This is a genomic window from Bifidobacterium catenulatum DSM 16992 = JCM 1194 = LMG 11043 (assembly GCF_001025195.1).
Taxonomy (GTDB): Bacteria; Actinomycetota; Actinomycetes; order Actinomycetales; family Bifidobacteriaceae; genus Bifidobacterium; species Bifidobacterium catenulatum.
In genome coordinates, this window is sequence record NZ_AP012325.1 from 1,324,390 (window position 1) to 1,343,873 (window position 19,484).

General features: G+C 54.4%; 14 protein-coding genes. 5 read left to right on the plus strand and 9 right to left on the minus strand.

Going from position 1 to position 19,484, the window contains the following annotated elements:
• Positions 1-105 precede the first annotated feature (105 nt).
• From BBCT_RS05680 to BBCT_RS05690, 3 genes are all read right to left on the minus strand, one after another.
• On the minus strand, positions 106-2,457 hold the full coding sequence (locus BBCT_RS05680) for a DNA gyrase/topoisomerase IV subunit B (RefSeq protein WP_003834455.1): 2,352 nt from the start codon (positions 2,455-2,457) through the stop codon (positions 106-108).
• 121 nt (positions 2,458-2,578) lie between these two features.
• The gene (locus tag BBCT_RS05685) at positions 2,579-3,952 is read right to left on the minus strand and encodes an RNA polymerase sigma factor (protein ID WP_034248547.1); all 1,374 of its coding nucleotides are present in this window, start codon (positions 3,950-3,952) and stop codon (positions 2,579-2,581) included.
• 160 nt (positions 3,953-4,112) lie between these two features.
• Entirely contained in the window at positions 4,113-4,772 is a 660-nt protein-coding gene (locus BBCT_RS05690) for a DUF4192 family protein (protein ID WP_033513090.1), read from the minus strand.
• Positions 4,773-4,978: 206 nt separating this feature from the next.
• On the opposite strand from BBCT_RS05690, the gene BBCT_RS05695 reads away from it, so the two are divergent.
• Positions 4,979-6,067 (plus strand): polyprenyl synthetase family protein, encoded by a 1,089-nt coding sequence (locus tag BBCT_RS05695; protein ID WP_033513092.1) that lies wholly within the window; start codon positions 4,979-4,981, stop codon positions 6,065-6,067.
• 136 nt (positions 6,068-6,203) lie between these two features.
• A complete protein-coding gene (locus BBCT_RS05700; RefSeq protein ID WP_003834445.1) occupies positions 6,204-8,408 on the plus strand; it encodes a Stk1 family PASTA domain-containing Ser/Thr kinase in 2,205 nt (734 codons plus the stop codon).
• Positions 8,409-8,546: 138 nt separating this feature from the next.
• Here the strand turns inward: BBCT_RS05700 and BBCT_RS05705 are convergent, their stop codons facing one another.
• Positions 8,547-9,257: a lysophospholipid acyltransferase family protein gene (locus tag BBCT_RS05705; RefSeq protein WP_003834443.1), complete on the minus strand. Its 711-nt coding sequence runs from the start codon at positions 9,255-9,257 to the stop codon at positions 8,547-8,549.
• 51 nt (positions 9,258-9,308) lie between these two features.
• Here BBCT_RS05705 and BBCT_RS05710 point away from each other — a divergent pair, with 51 nt between their 5' ends.
• Positions 9,309-9,884, plus strand: coding sequence for a hypothetical protein (locus tag BBCT_RS05710; RefSeq protein ID WP_033513109.1), 576 nt, complete (start codon positions 9,309-9,311; stop codon positions 9,882-9,884).
• 172 nt (positions 9,885-10,056) lie between these two features.
• Here the strand turns inward: BBCT_RS05710 and trpD are convergent, their stop codons facing one another.
• A complete protein-coding gene (gene trpD / locus BBCT_RS05715; protein ID WP_003834440.1) occupies positions 10,057-11,112 on the minus strand; it encodes an anthranilate phosphoribosyltransferase in 1,056 nt (351 codons plus the stop codon).
• Between the two features lie 373 nt (positions 11,113-11,485).
• On the opposite strand from trpD, the gene BBCT_RS05725 reads away from it, so the two are divergent.
• A complete protein-coding gene (locus BBCT_RS05725) occupies positions 11,486-11,974 on the plus strand; it encodes a hypothetical protein (protein WP_128805873.1) in 489 nt (162 codons plus the stop codon).
• Positions 11,975-12,086: 112 nt separating this feature from the next.
• The gene (locus tag BBCT_RS05730) at positions 12,087-14,570 is read left to right on the plus strand and encodes a glycoside hydrolase domain-containing protein (RefSeq protein WP_003834433.1); all 2,484 of its coding nucleotides are present in this window, start codon (positions 12,087-12,089) and stop codon (positions 14,568-14,570) included.
• 72 nt (positions 14,571-14,642) lie between these two features.
• Here the strand turns inward: BBCT_RS05730 and BBCT_RS05735 are convergent, their stop codons facing one another.
• The 4 genes from BBCT_RS05735 to BBCT_RS05755 all read right to left on the minus strand — a co-directional run bounded on the left by BBCT_RS05735 (position 14,643) and on the right by BBCT_RS05755 (position 19,134).
• Entirely contained in the window at positions 14,643-15,194 is a 552-nt protein-coding gene (locus tag BBCT_RS05735) for a hypothetical protein (RefSeq protein WP_003834429.1), read from the minus strand.
• A 637-nt stretch (positions 15,195-15,831) separates the two neighbouring features.
• Entirely contained in the window at positions 15,832-17,679 is a 1,848-nt protein-coding gene (locus tag BBCT_RS05745) for an AAA family ATPase (RefSeq protein WP_003834425.1), read from the minus strand.
• Positions 17,680-17,684: 5 nt separating this feature from the next.
• The gene (locus BBCT_RS05750; RefSeq protein ID WP_003834423.1) at positions 17,685-18,095 is read right to left on the minus strand and encodes an ABC-three component system middle component 2; all 411 of its coding nucleotides are present in this window, start codon (positions 18,093-18,095) and stop codon (positions 17,685-17,687) included.
• On the minus strand, positions 18,088-19,134 hold the full coding sequence (locus BBCT_RS05755; RefSeq protein ID WP_003834420.1) for an ABC-three component system protein: 1,047 nt from the start codon (positions 19,132-19,134) through the stop codon (positions 18,088-18,090). The genes BBCT_RS05750 and BBCT_RS05755 overlap by 8 nt, the downstream gene beginning before the upstream one ends.
• Positions 19,135-19,484: the final 350 nt, after the last annotated feature.

Consider the following 19,484-nt stretch of genomic DNA (forward strand, 5'->3'; position numbering starts at 1 on the left):
AGAATCTTCAATCCCTATCTCGCGAAACCATATACCGTCTTCGCTAAGAAAACGCCCTCCGCAACGTCTTTGACGCAACGGAAGGCGAACCATCGAAAACACCGATCAGGTATCGATCTTGGAACGGTCGAAGTCATCGGCATTCTCAACAATGAATGCCTTTCGAGGAGGCACATCGTCACCCATCAGCAAGCTGAAGATCCGACTGGCCTGTTCGGCATCTTCCATACGAATACGGCGCAACATGCGCGTACGTGGATCCATGGTGGTGTCAGCCAACTGATCGGCGTCCATCTCACCAAGACCCTTGTAACGCTGGATGTCTTCGTTATAGCCGATGCGCTTCTTGTCAAGCTCCGCCAATTTTCCGGCAAGCTCATCGTCGGAATACGTGTAGATGTACTCCCCCTTGCGAGCTCCGGTCAAGGCGATGCGGTGCAACGGAGGCACAGCCGCATACACATGGCCATGCTCGATAAGCGGCCGCATGTAACGGTAGAACAAGGTGAGCAGCAGAATGCGGATATGCGCACCGTCAACATCTGCATCGGTCATCATAATGACTTTGTTATATCTTGCCTGCTCAATGTCGAAGCTTGCACCGGAGCCAGCACCGACCACCTGAATAATCGCCGCGCATTCCTTGTTCGACAACATCTGCGACAGCGATGCCTTCTGCACGTTAAGGATTTTGCCGCGAATCGGCAACAACGCTTGGAAGCCGGAGTTACGTGCGGCCTTAGCGGTACCGAGTGCGGAATCACCCTCCACGATGAACAGTTCAGCTACATCGTCATTACCCGGCTGGCAGTCAGACAGCTTCGGAGGCATGGACGCCGATTCGAGCGCATTCTTGCGACGGGTCACCTCTTTGGTCTTACGTGCCTGAATGCGGGCATGCATTTCGCCGACAATCTTCTCAAGCACGCGACCGGACTGTTCCTTATAGCCGCGCTTGGATCCGGTGATCATCTCGCCGAACTGCTTGTCGGTCATTTTGCTGACGATCGGCTTGACCTGCGCGGTGCCAAGCACATCCTTGGTCTGGCCTTGGAACTGCGGTTCGGCGATACGCACGGTGATAACGGCCACAAGACCGGACAGAATATCATCACGTTCGACCTTCATGTTGGAATCTTTGAGATTCACCTTGAGCTTGCGCGCATTGTCTTCAATGGCCTTACGAATCTGCTTGGTCATTCCCAACAAGTAGCCGTCCACATGCGTGCCGCCGCCGGGGGTCTCCACCACATTGACGAAACTGCGCATGGTGGTGTCGTAACCGTTGGTCCACCGCATGGCGATGTCAACGGCGCACTTTCTTGTAACCTTCTGCGCATGCAACTCGCCGCCGTCGCCAACGGCCTGGGTTTCTTCAACGTACGTGTCTTCGCCAGTAACGCGCCAAATGTCGGAAACGGCTTCACCCTTGGACAGGTAGTCCACGAAATCCCTCACACCACCGGTATGGCAGAATTCCTCGATACGGGCATGCGTGTATTTCGATTCCTGAGGTTGTGCCACGGCATCGGTTTCCACCGTCTGACCTGCGACGGCATTTCCAGCATCGCCGCTTTCGTCGCTTTTCTGCGTTTGCGCATCGTTATCCGCTACCGGTTCCTGAGATTGCGCAACTTCCTGCGTTCCTTCAAAATCCTGAGATTTGTCGTCCGCAGTATTCGTAATATCGTCGACTTCCAGCATTTCATCGATGGATTCATCGCCGGTTTCCGGAATATTCTCGTCGATGACGGTGATTTTCAATCCCGGCACCAGGAAACTGGTTTGCCTGACACGGTCGATCAGCTGCTCGTAGCTGAATTCTGCGGTATCGTTGAAAATCTCCGGATCAGCCCAGTAACGGATGCGGGTACCGGTGGTCTTCGGACTGACCTTGCCAATGATCTCGAGTTCGGTCGGACGGTTCTTGCGCGTGCGCTTAAACGGCGCGTCCGGCGACGGATGCTCCGAATCGACGTCGGTATATACCCCCGGATGACCCTGATGGAATGACATGTGATGGGTTTTGCCATCACGATCCACTTCCACATCAAGCCTAGAGCTCAACGCGTTCACCACGGACGAGCCTACACCATGCAGGCCGCCAGAGGCGCCGTACGAAGAGTTGCCGAACTTCGCGCCGGCGTGCAGCTTGGTCAACACCACTTCCACGCCGGTAAGCTTGGTCTTCGGCTCAATGTCGACAGGAATACCTCGTCCGTTGTCGGCGACTTCCACGGAACCGTCAGAATGCAGCGTCACGATGATATGGTTGCAGACACCAGCAAGGGCCTCATCGACGGAATTATCGATGATCTCCCATAAACAGTGCATCAAACCTTGGCTATCGGTGGTGCCGATATACATGCCTGGACGCTTGCGCACCGCGTCAAGACCTTCGAGCACAGTAAGACTGCCTGCGCCGTAGTTGTCCTTGTCCTTCGCCATTTCCCTCATTCCGACTTGCTTATTCGCTTCGGTTTTTCAAAAACATAAAAACGTCTTGTAGATGTAAGAAGTCGAGAAATTCGACATTCCCGCCGGATTTCTCGACTTCATTCACACACGTATCGTCTGATCACTGATCAAGGAAGTCACGCAACGTCTGCGAACGAGACGGGTGACGCAGCTTCGACATGGTCTTCGACTCAATCTGGCGAATACGTTCACGGGTTACGCCATACACGCGGCCAATGTCGTCGAGCGTTTTCGGCTGACCATCTTCCAAGCCATAGCGCATTTTGATCACACCGGCCTCGCGCGGAGACAGCGTCTCAAGCACCTGCCTGAACTGTTCCTGCAACAGCGAGAAAGCAACCGCATCGGACGGTGCGATGGCGTCGGTGTCTTCGATCAGATCACCGAACTCGGAATCGCCGTCTTCGCCCAGCGGGGTATGCAGGGAGATAGGCTCACGACCGTACTTCTGCACTTCCTGCACCTTCTCGACTGGCATGTCAAGCTCGCGCGCAAGCTCATCCGGCGTAGGTTCGCGGCCAAGATCCTGAAGCATCTGGCGCTGCACACGGGATAGCTTGTTGATCACTTCGACCATGTGCACAGGCACACGAATGGTACGCGCCTGATCGGCCATGGCTCGGGTAATGGCCTGGCGAATCCACCACGTGGCGTAGGTGGAGAACTTGAAGCCCTTCTTCCAATCGAACTTCTCAACAGCGCGAATCAAACCAAGGTTGCCTTCCTGAATCAAATCCAAGAACAGCATGCCGCGTCCGGTGTAGCGCTTAGCCAGCGACACCACGAGTCGCAGGTTAGCCTCCAACAGGTGGTCCTTGGCACGCCTGCCATCGTTTGCGGCCCACTTAAGCTCGCGCTTGCGCTTGAAGTCCATCTGGTCGGATTCGGTGTCCAGCAGGTGCTGGGCATACAGACCAGCCTCAATACGCTCGGACAGGTCGACTTCCTGCTCCGCGTTCAGCAGGCTCACTCGACCGATCTGCTTCAGGTAATCCTTGACAGGATCGGCGGTCGCTCCTGCTGCGATCACACGACGCTTCGGGTTGCCGGACGGAGTCAGATTCTCATCATCGTCATCGTCTCGAACCACGAAAGCGCCCTTTTCCTTGGGCTCTTCCGGCTTCTTGCGTTCTTCCTCGTCGTCATCATCCTCCGGCTCGGATTCCTCGTCATCATCGAGATCGTCATCATCATCCGAATCGACGTCATCGAGATCGTCATCGAAATCATCGAGATCGGGGTCATCCACCTGAGCGTCCTCATCGTCAAGGACGTCATCCTCAATCTGCTCCTCTTCCTTCTTGGCGGGGGCGCTCTTCTTGGCGGTGGTCTTGCGAGGGGTCTTCGTGGCAGGGGTTTTCTTCGCTGCGCTTTTCTTGGTGGAGGCTTTACGCGTGGCGGCTTTCTTCGTGGAGGTGGTCTTTTCGGTCAGATCAGCCTGTTCCATGCTTGCCGTCGTTTCCTTGGTGGCCAAACTTATCCTCCTATTGATCCTGCCAGAAGCGCATACCACAAGGACCCACTTCTGGCAAGGGCAAATCGTCAACTATGTGAGTAAACCATCTTGCAAGGACGATTATTCCCGCATAATGAGGCCTTCACGCGCAAGTCACGCCACTTTACGGCGTGTTGTTTTAGGTTTCCGATGTCCAGGCAGGCCCGATATGCCGTTCGACCGCCGAACATACGATCGCCGCTAGCGAACACCGATCATCTATCGCGAGCGCGCTGATGGCTGCCGCTATGGCGCCTTCCTGACCCATCCACCACATGATGTAGCTGATTACGGCGAACGGCTGCGCCCGATATGGTTTGGGAATCATATCGATGATGTCAAACAGCATGTTGATCGCTTGGTCGCAACGTTTCATATCGGGCCTGGCTGATGGGTCGCGGAATGCATCGCTGAGCAGCTGTTCCAAACGTTGCGCATTGCTTGGCTGCTTGGGTCGTTCGGCGAAATCCATAAGGAACTCCCGACTGGCGCGTTGCTCATCGACTATGGCGGAGATGAGGAACGCATCGCGTATGGACAGCATTTCGTCCATGCCCACTGTAATTCGTATGACCGTGTCCCTATCGAGGCTGCATTCGGTACGTGTCACGCTTACTCGGCATGACTCGTCATTTTCCGCCGACGCCTGTTCGAGAGCGTCCATCCATATGAGAAACGCCTCTGATATGAGGGAGCGCACCGCTTTGCGCGTGCCATTCGATCGGCGATCTTGTTCGAATTGGTTGATGGTTTCTTTCATTTCCGTTCCGGTGATGCGTACGGTCCTGTCGACTGTCATTGTTCTGTCCTCCTTGGCATGGTTGATCGGCTTCTCTGCGCGCCGCTTGTATGGCACTATGTCTGATGTGCTGAGGCGATGCGCTGTTTTTCGGGGCTTGTGGTCGGAGGATGGGTCTTTCGGCGTTTCGCAAAATGGTTTCGGTACCGCAACTATTGCAATCATTGAGCTTTGGTCTTGTCGAACGCCTGTGGATAACTGTTGGTATGACTAGCTCTTCCGATTTGGAACAGATTGAATCGCGCATTGTTTCGTTAGTGAAGGATTTTGCGTTCCTTCATGTGGACGATTCGGTTGCCTCTTCCTGCAAGCCCATCGCAGACATGGTCGCCATGCAAGCGGTCACTTCAAGTGAGGGCGGCAAGCGACTTCGCGCCTTGCTGACGTTGGATTCGTTCCGCGCGTTCGCTTCGGAGGATGTGCTGGAACGCGATTTCGATGCGCTACTTGATTTGGCGTGTGCCGTAGAGGTTTTTCAGACCGGCGCCCTGGTGCATGATGACATCATCGATGATTCCGATCTGCGTCGCGGCAAGCCATCCGCGCATCGTGCGTTTTCCACCGATACGCATAGCGAGACTATCGGCCATGGTTTGGGCATCATGCTTGGCGATATGTTGGCCACGGCGAGCGTGGATATCGCGGATAAGGCCGCATCCAAGCTTACTTATGGTTCCAATGTGGTTGCGGCGTTGCTTAATATGCACCGCGAGGTCGAGGTTGGCCAGGTACTTGATTTAGCGGTGGAGCTCAACCCGTTGAACGATCCGAACGAGCTGGTGGAGGCTTCGTTGAACGTATTCCGTTGGAAGACCGCCAGCTACACTACCATCGCCCCTCTGGAATTCGGCATGCTTGCCGCTGGTTTAAGCAAGGATGATGCTCGAAGGCACGCATTGGCGGTCGGGTTGCCGCTCGGTTTGGCATTCCAGCTTGCGGATGACCTTTTGGACGTTGTCGGATCAAGCAGGAATACCGGAAAACCTGTTGGCGGAGATATTCGCGAAGGCAAGCGTACCGTGCTTCTCGCCGATGCCATCAACGCTGCGGATGATGGGCAGCGACGTGAGCTTATCGACATGTGGGAAGCCGATTCGCGTTCCGAGACTCAAGTGCAACGCGCCATTGAACTGTTCAGACAGACGGGAGCCATCGCGCAATCCCGCAACAGAATCGCAGATCTGTGGCATGCGTCGAAATCGGCTATCAATGCGCTTGATCTTTCTGAGTATCGCAAATCGCCGCTCGTCAAGGCTTGCGCACGTTTTGTACCTGACGTACGTGCAAATGCGTGACGAGATCCGCGTGTCTTCTGACTGGTATCCAGACAGGACGCGCGTTCGTTGCATAATCCGCAAACCTCTGCTTGTAGACTACAAATGAGAACATTCAGCGTGAAGCGTTTTGAAGAAGGAACCGCAGCAATTAACCATGAGTGAAGCTCCACACGCCCCCGAAGGTCAGGTCATCGAAGGCCGGTATCGGGTCGTCAGCAGAATCGCCGATGGTGGCATGGCCACGGTGTACCAGGCGGTAGACGAGCGCTTGGGGCGCACAGTCGCCATCAAAATCATGCATACGCAGCTGGCTCAGGGACCGCACCGTGACCAATTCGTGGAGCGTTTCCACCGCGAGGCACGCTCCGCGGCCGCCATCGCCAACCCGCATATCGTGCAAGTGTATGATACCGGCGAATTCGACGGTCTTGACTACCTCGTCATGGAGTATGTTCACGGCGTGAATCTGCGCTACGAAATGAACCAGCAAGGCACGTTCAGCGTTCGTGAAACGTTGCGCATCATCGGTGAAACGTTGGATGGCCTTGCTTCCGCACACCGTGCGGGCGTGGTGCATCGCGACATCAAGCCGGAGAACATTCTGCTCAACGACCGCGGCCACGTACAGATTACCGATTTCGGTTTGGCCAAAACGGTTTCGCAGGCGACGCTTTCTTCCACTGGCATCCTGCTTGGAACGGCCGCATATCTGGCGCCGGAAATGATTGAGAGGAACCAGGCCACGCCTCAAGGCGACTTGTACTCCGTAGGCATCATGGCTTGGGAAATGCTCGCAGGCAAGGTGCCGTTCACTTCGAACAATCCGGTGACATTGGTATTTAAGCATGTTCACGAGGATGTGCCAAGCATCGTTACCGTCTGTGAGGGCATCAATGCCAATGTGGCTGCATTCATCGCTCACCTCACGGCGCGCGCGGTCGAAGCACGACCCGCAGACGCTTCCGCTGCACTGGCCGAGTTGCAGCGACTGCAATCCATACTCGCGGTCAGCGATTGGCAGTATCAGCTTCCCGCGGCAAACGTCAACATATCGCCCAATACCACACAAGCGGAAGATGCCGCTGCCCCGATGAATGAGGGTAATCCGGCTCCACCCACTCCCCCGGCCCCGCCAACGCAACAATTCGACGATCGTACACGCAAGCTGGACAGAGTCAAACCGAACATGACGACCGTCATGCCAGTGCAACAACAGAACGTTGATCCCGAGGCGACAACGCGCTTCTCGCTGCCGCTGGATGGAGACGTCAATACCGCAGACGGCAGTACGAGGCCGCAATCCCCTGCCATGCAGAACGGCGATTACGGCAATGCGGGAAAGGACGAATCTTCGAAAAGGCATCGTACGCCGCTGATCGTCGCAGGTGTGGCTGCGTTTCTTCTGACGTGTGGCGCAGGCGGCTGGGCATGGTGGTGTTACCAGGGGCCTGGCAGTTATTGGACCATGCCTCAGCCGGATGGCATGTCGTGCAGCGATTCCGTAGCCTGCCCCATCACTGGTGTGAAATGGAGCGACTACGAGAGTCTGCTAAAGGTTTCTGATATCGAATACGAAGTGTCGGAAAAGTATAGCGATTCCATAACGGAAGGCGATATCATCTCTACCGATCCGGCGAATGTCGGCGATCGTGGCAGCAAGCGTCGCGGTCAAAAGGTCAAGGTCGTGGTTTCCAAGGGAGTCAGGCAGGCGACGGTTCCCGCCGACATTCTCGACGCGACCAGCGCATCCGGCAAGGATCCGATCAATGCGTTGAAGAAGGCCGGATTCGATAATGTCGAGCAGACCACTGCTTCCGATGACACGTATTCCATGGAGGTGCCGCAGGGGGCATTGCTGTCGTTAAGCGTGGATCCCGGTGCCACATTGCCGCATAATACGACGATCACCGTCACCGTGTCGCAGGGACCAAAGCCAGTAACCATGCCTAATATTGTCGGCAAGACGAAGGATGAGGCGCAGCAGACGATGGATGACCTCAAACTCACCGCCAATTGGACGGAATCCTTCGACGATAAGATTCCGCAAGGCCAGGTGATTTCCACTTCCGTCAGCAGCGGCAATACGCTGCATTGGGGAGATAGCGTCGACGTAGTGGTCTCCAAGGGACCGGAAACCATAACCTTACCGAATTATGTGGGTCAGAAAGCCTCTGACGCCAAAGCTGCGTTGGAGAAGCTTGGATTCACGGTCAAAGTGAGTTCGCAGCTCACATTGAACGCCAGCCAAGATAAGAAGGTCGCTTCGCAGGATCCGGTAGGTGGCACCGAAGTACGTATCCGAGACGAAAATGGAACCCCGACCACCATCACATTGAAAATGTATTCCTCACTGTTCTAAAACGTGGGGGAATCGCCGGATCCGACAACGCGTTTCCCCACAACAGAGTGAGCCCGTCCGATTTCCCGGATGGGCTCACTGATGACGTTCCGTCTCCGCTTTCAAACCATCTTTGCAGCTGCGTGACAACGACGAAATTCAGCCCTGCTTCGACTGCTCTTCCGCTTCCTTGGCCGCCTTAAGCTGTTCCTTGACTTTTTGTGCGTATTCGTTCACATATTCCTGACCACTCATCTTCTGAATCTCCATGGTCACACGGTCGGTAAGCGAACGCAGGTCGTCATGCGTGATCTGGTCCAACGGTTTTTTTTCAACCTCGATCGGCTTGCCGTAAATCACCATGGTCTTGCCTTTGTCGGGAATGACCTGCCCTGGCTTCTGCAATTCTCGGGAGCCGATGATAGCGGTCGGAACAATCGGGCATCCGGTTTCGAATGCCAGACGCGCCGCACCGGTGTGGCCTTTATAGAGACGCCCGTCAGGACTGCGGGTGCCTTCGATGTGGATGCCGAACAGGTGGCCGTCCTCAATGATTTCACGGGCATGGTTCAGCGCGCCCAACGACTTGGAGCCACCGGAACGATCCACGGGGAACACGCCAACGGATGTGAACCACCATTTCTTGAACTTGCCTTTGATGCCTTTACCTTCGAAATATTCGGCTTTGCCCATGAAGTGAATCATGCGTGGGCTGGTCAGCGGCAACAGCGCGTCGTCGATGACGGCAAGATGGTTGGCCGCAATAATGGCACCGCCTTCGCGAGGAATGTTTTCAAGCCCTTTTGTGGTCGGTCCCAAACGGTGGATGGCGATCGGTCCTAGGCCTTTAACGAAAAACCAGTAGAGCATTCTTCACGGTCCTCCCAGCGGATGGGCATCCGCTTGATTAAAGTTATCAGTATGACTGACCTCAACAATAGCAATGCCGACGAAGAACGCCCAAATGCCGAGTCGCATGGTGGAGGGAATGTTCCCTCCTCTGATGCGAACGATCTGGATGCCGCTTGGGCAGAGTTCGCCAGTTCCCATGCCGACGATTTGAAGGCCGTGGAACACTCACGGAATGCGAAGCGTTTCGAGAAGCATGCGCAGCGACGTGAAAAAGAGGCGCTGCTATCGATTCAGGATCTGGATCAGGGTACATTCACCGACGATATGCCGCAAGGTCGTGGACCACGCGATTTCACGGGTTCCAGCTGGTTGGACACCGATAGCGTGATGGACCGTTATGGAGATGATTTCGTGCCTCCGAGTCCCGAAATCGGACATGTCAAGCTTTCGAAACTCGTGTTCTGGGCGTTGCTGGTCGCCGGAGTCATCGGCATCATCGCTTCCGCATTCATGCCTGCGTTGGCGGCGATTCTGGGATCGATTTTCGGCTTGTGTGCATTGGTTGGCGCCGCAGGGCTTATTGTGCAGCACAAGGGACACTCGCAGACTCGCTTTGATGAGTTTGATGATGGCGCGAGGGTCTGATTTCGACCTTTTCTTCATCGAGCATATTTTCAGAACATCATAAGAATCCTGGCAACGAGTTTTCCATATCGAAAGCCTCGCATCAAAAAATGCGTGTGCAGCACCGGATATTTCGATGCCGCACACGCATTATTATTCAGTTATTGGCAAATATCGATCAGAAAGTCTTGAATCAGGCATTTTTCTTCGACTGAGCGGTGGCGATCCACTGATCAAGCAACGCGGATGCCTTACCGGAGTCGACGGTCTCTTCGGCGATGGCGTAGGCCGCTTTGAAACGATCGGCGAGGCTGGCTTCCGTTGGCACCAAATGTCCATCGGCGACAATCGCGGATGCCGCATTGAGCAGAGCGGTGGTACGGAACGGTACGTCCTTGCCTGCGAGGAAGTCACGGAATAGTTGGACATTAAGCTCCGGTTCACCACCCTTGAGGTCGGCGACGGTCACTTTGGAGAGACCGAGTTCAACGGTTGGATCAAATTCGTTTTCCGTGACCTTACCGTCCTTGAACTCCCAGATGGATACCGGGCCAGTCGGAGCCATCTCATCCAAGTCTTCGTTGGAGGTGTAGACCATACCGGTCTGACCGTTCGCCGCATATACTTCGGCCATAATCGGGCTCATCTTGCGATTGGCGCAACCGACCGCCATATGCTTCGGAGCGGCAGGATTAGTCAGCGGGCCCAGCACGTTGAACACGCAGGGCACTCCCAGAGCGGCACGAATCGGACCAACGAAGCGCATCGCCGGATGGAAGGTACGTGCGAAAGCAAAAGCGATGCCACACTCATTGCCAACTTGGGCAACCTGCTCCGGCTCCAGATCAAGAGGCAGTCCCAGTGCCTCGAAGCAATCGGCAGTGCCGCACTTGGAAGAGGCTGCGCGATTGCCGTGCTTCACGACCTTCACTCCGGAGGCGGCGGCCACCACCGCACCCATGGAAGATAGGTTCACCGTTGCAGCACCGTCACCGCCAGTGCCGACAATGTCAGTAGTTTCGCCGGAGACATTCAATGGGATGGCGTGCCCCACCATCGCCTTGGCCGCGCCGCGTACCTCATCGGCGGTCAGGCCGAGCTGTTGCTGCGTGGCGAGCACCGCGCCCACGGCGGCGGGATTGGCGTTACCCTGCATCAGATCATCGACGAACCATTCCGATTCTTCCGCGCTCAAATGGTCTCCCCCAACCAGTTTGGTGAGAATCGACTTCCATGTGATCTCGGCCATAGTATCCTCCCCCTGGCTTCACGCCAAGCGCTTCGATTGTGTTTCCGCCGCATATTCTAACCGCCGGATATTGCGTAAACCGTTCCCGTCCGCATGACGGAATGATTCATAACTTCCGCCCACCATCCTGTGGTTGTCCAGAGCGCTTCCCATTAGTTATGCGAGGTAATTATCCAAGATAACCAATATCGAGGCATCATGAGCAAACCCGCGGAGCGCAACGTCCACAACGCCGACACACCGGACTTCAGTGTGCCGAACGACGGCCACGGCACACCGACCTCCAACACGATTGGCATCCTGCTCGACGCCTGCCAGACCGCCAAACGAATCACGGAAGCCTTGCTGCCGCGGTCGCCGGCACCAAGGACCAATGTCCTGGCGCGAGCACGGCGGGAAACCGTCCCATCTTTTAGACATGTCCCACCGCACGACTTTCCGCTCCGCCGAAACGCCGTGCCGGACGACCAGGATTCCATCGTCGCCCGTATCGGTGGCGATGGGGAGCATCACACGAGCAGGAAGAAAGGAACATCATGGCCGCATCATCCACCACATTCGAGCGCACGAACATACGCCGCCGGAATTCGGCATCGACGCGGCGACCGTGCAGTGGCTCACCACCGGCTACATGCTGCTGTTGGTGGCGATCGGCCTGGCATCGCTCATCATGGCGGTGAGTTTCTTCTCCGAATGGAACGGCGACTGGCTCGTATGGGCCTTGCTGGTCGTCTGCGTGGCGGCGTTGGCCGGGTTCGCACGCATGCAGCTGAAGATCAGCCATCCGTTAACCGGCATTTTCCGTCGTTCGCCGCCGTGGCCGATGCACCTATATCCAAGTAATGGCCTCCCTCCGTCATAAACCTCTGATATGGCGATGGGAAGTTAACATTCTGCGATGTCGCGGCAGTACCAGTGAAGGCGAGCAACCGCCCGCCCGAACAAAATCATCGTTTTCCTACAAGGAGAAAATTATGACGGACAAAATGGTACTACGAACGCAGCAATGGCTGAATCAAACCTACGGTGGTGATTCGCGTTTCAACAAGGTCGCCGAGGATGGGCAGACCGGCTGGTCGACGATTTACGGGTTGACCCGTGCATTGCAGATCGAACTGGGTATCCAGAACACGGCGGATAATTTCGGCCCGTCCACGCAACGTCTGTTCGTCCAGCGGTATCCGAATGGTGTGCAGGAGCAGAAATCCGGCGATACCGCCACGTCCAACGTGTATTCCATCATCCAGGGAGCACTCTGGTGTAAGGGATACTCTGCCGGAAGTGACGAAATCACCCAGCATTTCTACGGCGGCACCGGCAAGGCAATCAAGAACCTCAAAACCGATATGGGCATTGGCGGCGATTCCAGCGTTGACGTGGACATCATGGGTGCCCTGTTATCCATGAAACAGTTCGTGCTGCTCGAATCGTATGGCGGCCTCAACGCCATTCGGCAAGCGCAGCAGCAGATCAATGGCAATTACCGTGATTACACGGGCATCATTCCGACCGATGGCCTGTACGGGCGCGAAATGAACACAGCGCTCATCCAGGTGCTTCAGGCCATCGAAGGTTTTACGCCCAGCGAGGCCACCGGCAATTTTGGTAGTGGGACTAAGTCTCGTCTCAAAACCATCAGCGCCAGCAATGGTACCGGCGATAACCCGCAGTGGGTCTGGTTGGCGACTGTGACTTTGGTGTGTAACCGCATCGCGGCGGTCATCAGAACCAGCTGGCACACCGGTCTGTCCGATCAGGTCACGGACTTTCAGCGGCAATATGGGTTGCCACAGAACGGTACCGTCGATCCGACCACGTGGATGAGCCTGCTTACCTCCAAGGGTGATCCGAACCGGCCTTGTGTGGCGTGCGATACCCGTTTTGAAATCACCGATGCGCGACTCGCAACGTTGAAGGCCAACGGATACCAGATCGTGGGACGGTATCTGACCGAGCCTGGGCAAAGCAGCTTGGCACCTGCCGATTATTTCAAGGCGATTCGTCCGGGCGAGCTGGAACGCATCACCAAGGGCGGCATGAAGTTCTTCCCGATCTTTCAGGAATACTCCACCAAGCTGGCACACTTTACGCCCGCGAACGGTGCTGCTCATGCCAAGTCGGCACGTGAAGCGGCGCAGCGGTTGGGCATCCCGCCGACGCATATCTATTTTGCCGTGGACTTCGACGCCACTGACGACCAAGTCACCAGTAACATCCTGCCGTATTTCAGGGCGGTTTTGGCTAATCTCGGAGGTGGATATAAGGTCGGTATTTACGCATCCCGTAACATCTGCACTCGCGTTATCGAGGCCGGTTATGCGGGTTATGCGTTCGTGTCCGACATGTCCACCGGGTTCTCCGGCAATCTGGGGTTCCCGATCCCAGATAATTGGGTATATGACCAGTTCACTGAAATCAGTGGTTATCAGGGACAAGGCTGGGATCTTGACCGCGTTGCCTATTCCGGCAAAATGCCTGCTGTATCCTATGTGAAGCAGACGTCGGCTGGTGGAACGACCATCGATCAGGGAACTAACTACGATCAGATGGGGCCGATTGACCTGATCTGGCATCTTGAGAAACGGTTCGATGAACTGCGCGCTCAAGGAAAGGTGGGGCAGGACTATGTGGCCAGTGGAACCACTGGAACTTGGGTGACGGTCCCGACATGGCGATGCATGCTGAACTACCTGTCCAAGGATTACCTGCGCGACGGAGGAAATGGTTCAACTATCGAATGGTCGGTATCAGCCGAAAGTTTCCGCAAGGCGGATGCCGCAATCCTCGAACAGGATGCTACGGCGTCTGCAATCATCAAGTCGTTGGATCGCTATATCGGTTCGTGGCGGCAGTCCATGATCGATGTCAATGGGGAAAGCGTGGATTTGCCGCATATGTGCGTCACGACGCTGGGATATCTCAATGGACTGGTCGTTCCGGATACGTGGACCGGCTGGGCAGGCGACTTGGGTTCGGCCATGAGTAACATTCAGAAAGCTAAGGATTGGAACCCGCAGGCCAGCATTGATGTCATCGCCGAAGCCTTGGTAGGTGCGGACGACAACTATCGGCAGCAGGGCGCTCTTCAGGGGCTTACGCTTGACAAACAGGTGGATGGAACATGGCAGACCGTCAGCAATACCTGCAATCGTGACGACCTGTGCTGTGATGGCGATGCCATTTACTTCGCCGACACGCTTAAGAACGGTAACGGCAGCGACTCTCACCTGTTGTCCCAGACCATGCGCAGCTACTATAACGCGCCGAACCAGTTGTCTGACCGTTTCAAGCGAATCGCATGGAGCATGGGTGCCAGTGATAAGGCGGCGGCAGTAAGTGCATTCCGCGGTGTCGATTGGCAGCAAATGTTTACATGTTGGCTCTTGACCCATTCATACGATACCCCTGATTCCGTGATTGATGCGGCATGTTCGGCATTGGCGGAGTTCATCTTCTAATCGATACGGTTCCGATGTGGGGCTGGTTTGCGACAATGTGTGCGATAAAGCCAGCCCCACGCCGGTCCTTTGTTACCGATTGTGTCTATTGTCGTATGCGCGGCAGATCAGGTATAAAATGTAGAAGATGGTCGGGATGCTGTATCCGCCCATGGAGACTATGAACAATATTCCATTCGTAAATGAGCCAGTCAGTAGCTCTATGATGGCGGTCCACAAGGTAAGCCTTGATGATATGAGCGTTATTGCCTCCGCTATGCTGACCAGTGTTGTTGCGTAGGTAAGTATAGCGGTGCCGGCGAGCCACAGAGGATTCCACAGAGTTCGGATTTTGCGCGTCAACAGCAGGGCCGCGAAGGGGATGAGTATGCAACCGGGGATGGCGAGTATCACATACGCAAAATAGGTAAATAAACCAATAGCGGTATACAGCACGCATATTGCAGCAAACACAATCGCGTATATCACGGCCGCTATCACTGGATTCCGCATGAGTGGGTTCTTCTGGTCCGGTGAGTTCTGCGCGAACGTCACCTGTACATCCGGGTCGCGCCCGGCCGAATCGTGTTTGTCTGTGGCCATGCAGCCGCTGTTCTTGCTGTCATTCCCGTCGTTCCCTGCCATGATGCCCCTTGTATGTTTTCAATGTATCTGTTCCGCAATGTCTGTGCATGAATTTCGCCTTTACCGTTGCCCGGCGCCGGTTCTTTGTTACCGATTGCGGCTGTTGTGGTATGCGCGGCAGATCAAGCCAAGGATGTAGAAGATAGTCGGAATTGTATACCCGCCCATGAAAAGCTGGAACGATAGTATGTCTGCAAATGAGTTGGTCAGTATTTTTACTATGCTAAACCATAGGGTGGCTTTGGGAGGTATGAGCATTAGCAAGGCTGCCATGCTTACTAGTGTCATCGCGTAGGTGAGCGCGGTGGTGCCGGCAAGCCACAAGAGATTCCATGAGGCGTTGATTTTTCGTGTCAGTAGCAGGGCTATGAAGGGAACGATTGCATAGCCGGGAAGTATTATCAGTAAAAATCCCCAACAGGCGGATAAGATGCTGCTATACAGTGCGCATGTCATGGTAAACACGCCTGCATATATAATGGCTGCCGACACCGGGTGTGGTGCATGTGCGTTGTCCTGTTTCGGTAGTTCGAGTCCGGCTATACACTCGCTGTCGCTCTTACTGGGTTCTGGCATGATGTTCTTCCCGTGTGAACAATCCGGCTGTTTTGTGATGTGTCTGTGCATGGCCTGATGTTTACCGTCGCCCAACGCCGGGCCTTTCCGCTACGTCGACCACGCCGTCCAGATATCCGTAACGCCCGTCAGTCTGGTCTTTGGTGAAGGTGATGACGTTGACGTTTCCGCTGAAATCCAGTTCGCCGATATGATCGGTGTTTTCCAATATGATGATCTGCTGGTTTGCCGCCTGCAGTTTAAGATGCTCGAACAGGCCGCTTCTTAGAGAACCGTTCGCTGTGTACGCGCCTTCGTCGAAGCCCAGCAACGGGGTATCGATGAGCAACCATCCTGGAGCATGAACCGAACGGCGGTTCAAGTAATCATGGAATGCCAGCATCATAACCGTATTGAAGAATGCACAATATCCTTTTCCCTGCTCTTCAGCCTTGCTGTATCCGCCGATTTCGATGTCGAATGTTTCCCGGCTGAAACCGACGTTATCGGTGCCGGAAAAGCCGGAATCCTTGAGGATTCCGCGTATGGTGGCACCCATCGAATAATAGAAATCCTCGTGGAACCATTCTCTTGGCCGATATTTCTTGTAATCGACCTTTTCCTCGTCGGCACCATCAAGAGTAGCTTGAAATCTTTTACGCAAAGCAGTCAGCTCGGCATATTCTGCACGAATTCTTTCTGACTGGGCAAGCCCATCAAGTCGTTGTCGTATTGTTCGGGCCTCCGGCTCAAGATTCCGGTGCAGCTGTTCCATATTGGACTGATGGGCGTTTTGCGCTTCGTCGATGCTCTGTGTCACTTGGATTCTTGCTTGGCGTAAGGATTCCTGATCCTTGGCCACACCATTACGAAGTTCGCGAATGCGGGACATTTCATTTTCCCGAGCACGAATGTCTTCTTCACTCGGTGGATCGATATGGACGGTGCTGTGGCAGAACTGACAAACATCGGGATAAGGTTGTTCCCGGTTATGGCGCATTGCCTGCAACTGCAGATCAAGGCGTGCCAAATCGGAATCGTATTGCCCCAGTAGGGTTTCACGCTGGGCGAGCAATACGTCCAGACGCTCGTTTTCCTGATGCAGTGCGCTGATGTGTTCAACGAGTTCCGCATCTTCATCAATGGTTTTTCGACGCTGTTGTTCCAATTGCTGTAACGTGTTGCGCAGTTTCTCAATATAACTATCGACGGTTTTGCCTTCGGTAGCCGCGTCCCGTTCAAGTTGCTCAAGCTGTTTGATGCGGGGCTCGATGATATCGAGTTGGCTGAAGATGAATCGTTCCACCGCTTGCCTGCGTGCATGGCGCTCGGCGGAACTTTCCTGTCTTGCCTCATCATTGAATGTTTCATCTTGAGCGAGGACCAGCAAAGCGGACAGGTTCTGCGTCATCGTTGTGTTGCTGGTGGTTTTGGGCAATAGAATCGATGGTTCGGGGCGAACGATCTGATCTTCGGGAACAAGCAGCAAATGTCGGATGGCATTCCAAGTAAAGGCCACGGTTCTGTAGGCCTCATTGACTGCGATTCTTCGTGCCTCATCAACGTCCAGCATTGTTAGCAGTACCGAGTTGATTGGTCGTTTGTTTTTGCCTCTGCGTGCAACCGTATAATCTCCCGGTTCCACATCTGAGTCAGTCGAAGAGACCTGAATCGTTTGCGAAGCCAACGAGCGTTGTAATGTCACTTCTCCGTGTTCGGTACTGAAGGTGACGGATGCTCCTGCATATCCGGTGACATCCGTGAATGGTATGACGTTTCCGCCGCATACGAAGCTGATCGTTTTCGCAATCCCGGTTTTGCCGGTATTCGACGGGCCGATGATGCAATTCAATCCCTGCTGCAAATCAATGGTTGAGGCATTGCCATCGTTCCGAATCGCCTTGACTTGACGAATCCACATTTTCCCCATCTTGGTTACCGGCTTTCCAGTATTTGTTCTATTATCGAATCGTAATTCAGCGTCGCCAATGTTTCGATGGCATGACGATAAGCCATGACATATTCTCCATGTAATTCGTTGGCGAATTGCATGCACGTCGGGCTTGCGGAATAACTGGATCCGGCATCTTCGGTGATGGCGAAGCCTATGATTACCAGCCTGTTCAGCCCTCTTCGTACACGTTTGCGCCTGGCATCATACTCTGCTGTGGCATAAGGGTTATCCCCGTGAAGGTTACTATTGCCAAAGCCCATGACCTTCATGTAAGTTGCGGCAAAATCCATGACCGTGATTTCATCCAATGTTGCAGGGTGTGGCAATAAGGACAGGCATAGCGTAAGACGGGTTGCGGTTTCGCTCGGGGTGTTGAACAGGGAATCACTCATCGGCGCTCACCCATTCCAGTCGAGTGTCATTGACCAGCATGTGGCATATGCCTTTCTTCTCCGCGGCTTTGACGATGGTTGAAAAACGGGTGATGACGGAACCGGAAAGGGGAAGAATCGCAGCTTGGTTCAAGGTTGCCAGCATTCTGGCCAGCCCATCGTCATATTCTTCGTTGCATACGTCGCAGACTCCATCGTAGAGGTCGTCTTTCATCGCATGGAACTCGGTTTCACCATCATCGATGACATCTCTCATGTTCCGCCGCAGTCCTTCTGCATTGTAAAAATACCCACGCTGCCGGTCATATTCCTTGCGCTGTCGGTCGGGCAAATCATCTCGGGACCGGATTTGCCTGTGCAAGTGTTCGGCGTAGGCCGATTCCATTTGTGCAAGATACGTTCTTTCCACATTGAAATCCGGTGATTCTGGTGGGGATGGAGATTTCCGCCATGCCACGGCTGAACGACCAAGATGGAGCTTCCCTGATGAGATGTGTCCTTCGGCCAGCGGCAGATCATCCAGCAATTCAAATTCCGGCTGAAATGCGGTGCCGTCCACCAGAAGATCACGATTGTCGGCATTCGCTTCCAAGATCTCGAACAGCCAAGTGCTCACTGCGGATGGGAGTTTGTCAATTGACGGGGCTTTGATGTTCACCTGACCGAGACAACGCTGAAACTGCGATAGCGCGTCAATACCAATATCGTCAAACAGGCTTTCCACTCGGGCCTTATCCAGATGCTGAAAGAATTCAGAGGCCTTCCATTGCGGTAGTTTTCTGCATCCGTTGAAGAACTTCACCAAATCCGTTTGGTTGATACCCGCCCATACGCCTTCATTGATTGCCGTCTTCGCCTTTGAATAGTGCCTTTTGTTTACGTCTGATGTGTCTGTTGCGCTTGATTCAAGGATGACATCGAAGAAATCTTTCATGAACCCTTTTTTCTGTGTGCTGATTCCGCGGCTTTCCCCACTGACGTAGGGCCGAACGAATGTGCAGAACACTCCTAAAGCATATGTGCCGTTGGGCTTATCCATCGTTCGTCTCCTCCTCGCCTTACGTCGTCTTATTTCGTCTTCGGTTCTGATAGGTCAATTTCCTACGATGAAAACAGATGCGGATGAAGCCTTGTCATTACTGGAATTACGGCCAGTATACGACGAATCAGCCGCATTCGTTTCGGAACTCTGCCGAATGGCGAAAGGAGATGGACATGTAAATCAGTTACGACCGTGAATTCTTATTGCTAAGGCTCGTATTCGGAAACGGCCGTTCGAATATCAGTGACTTATGTATGGCGTAATCGCTGTCTGCATTTTTACTCCACGGCGAAGCTGGCTGTGGTTCACAATCCGTTTTGAGACCTGCTTATCGATATCGGGCGAGA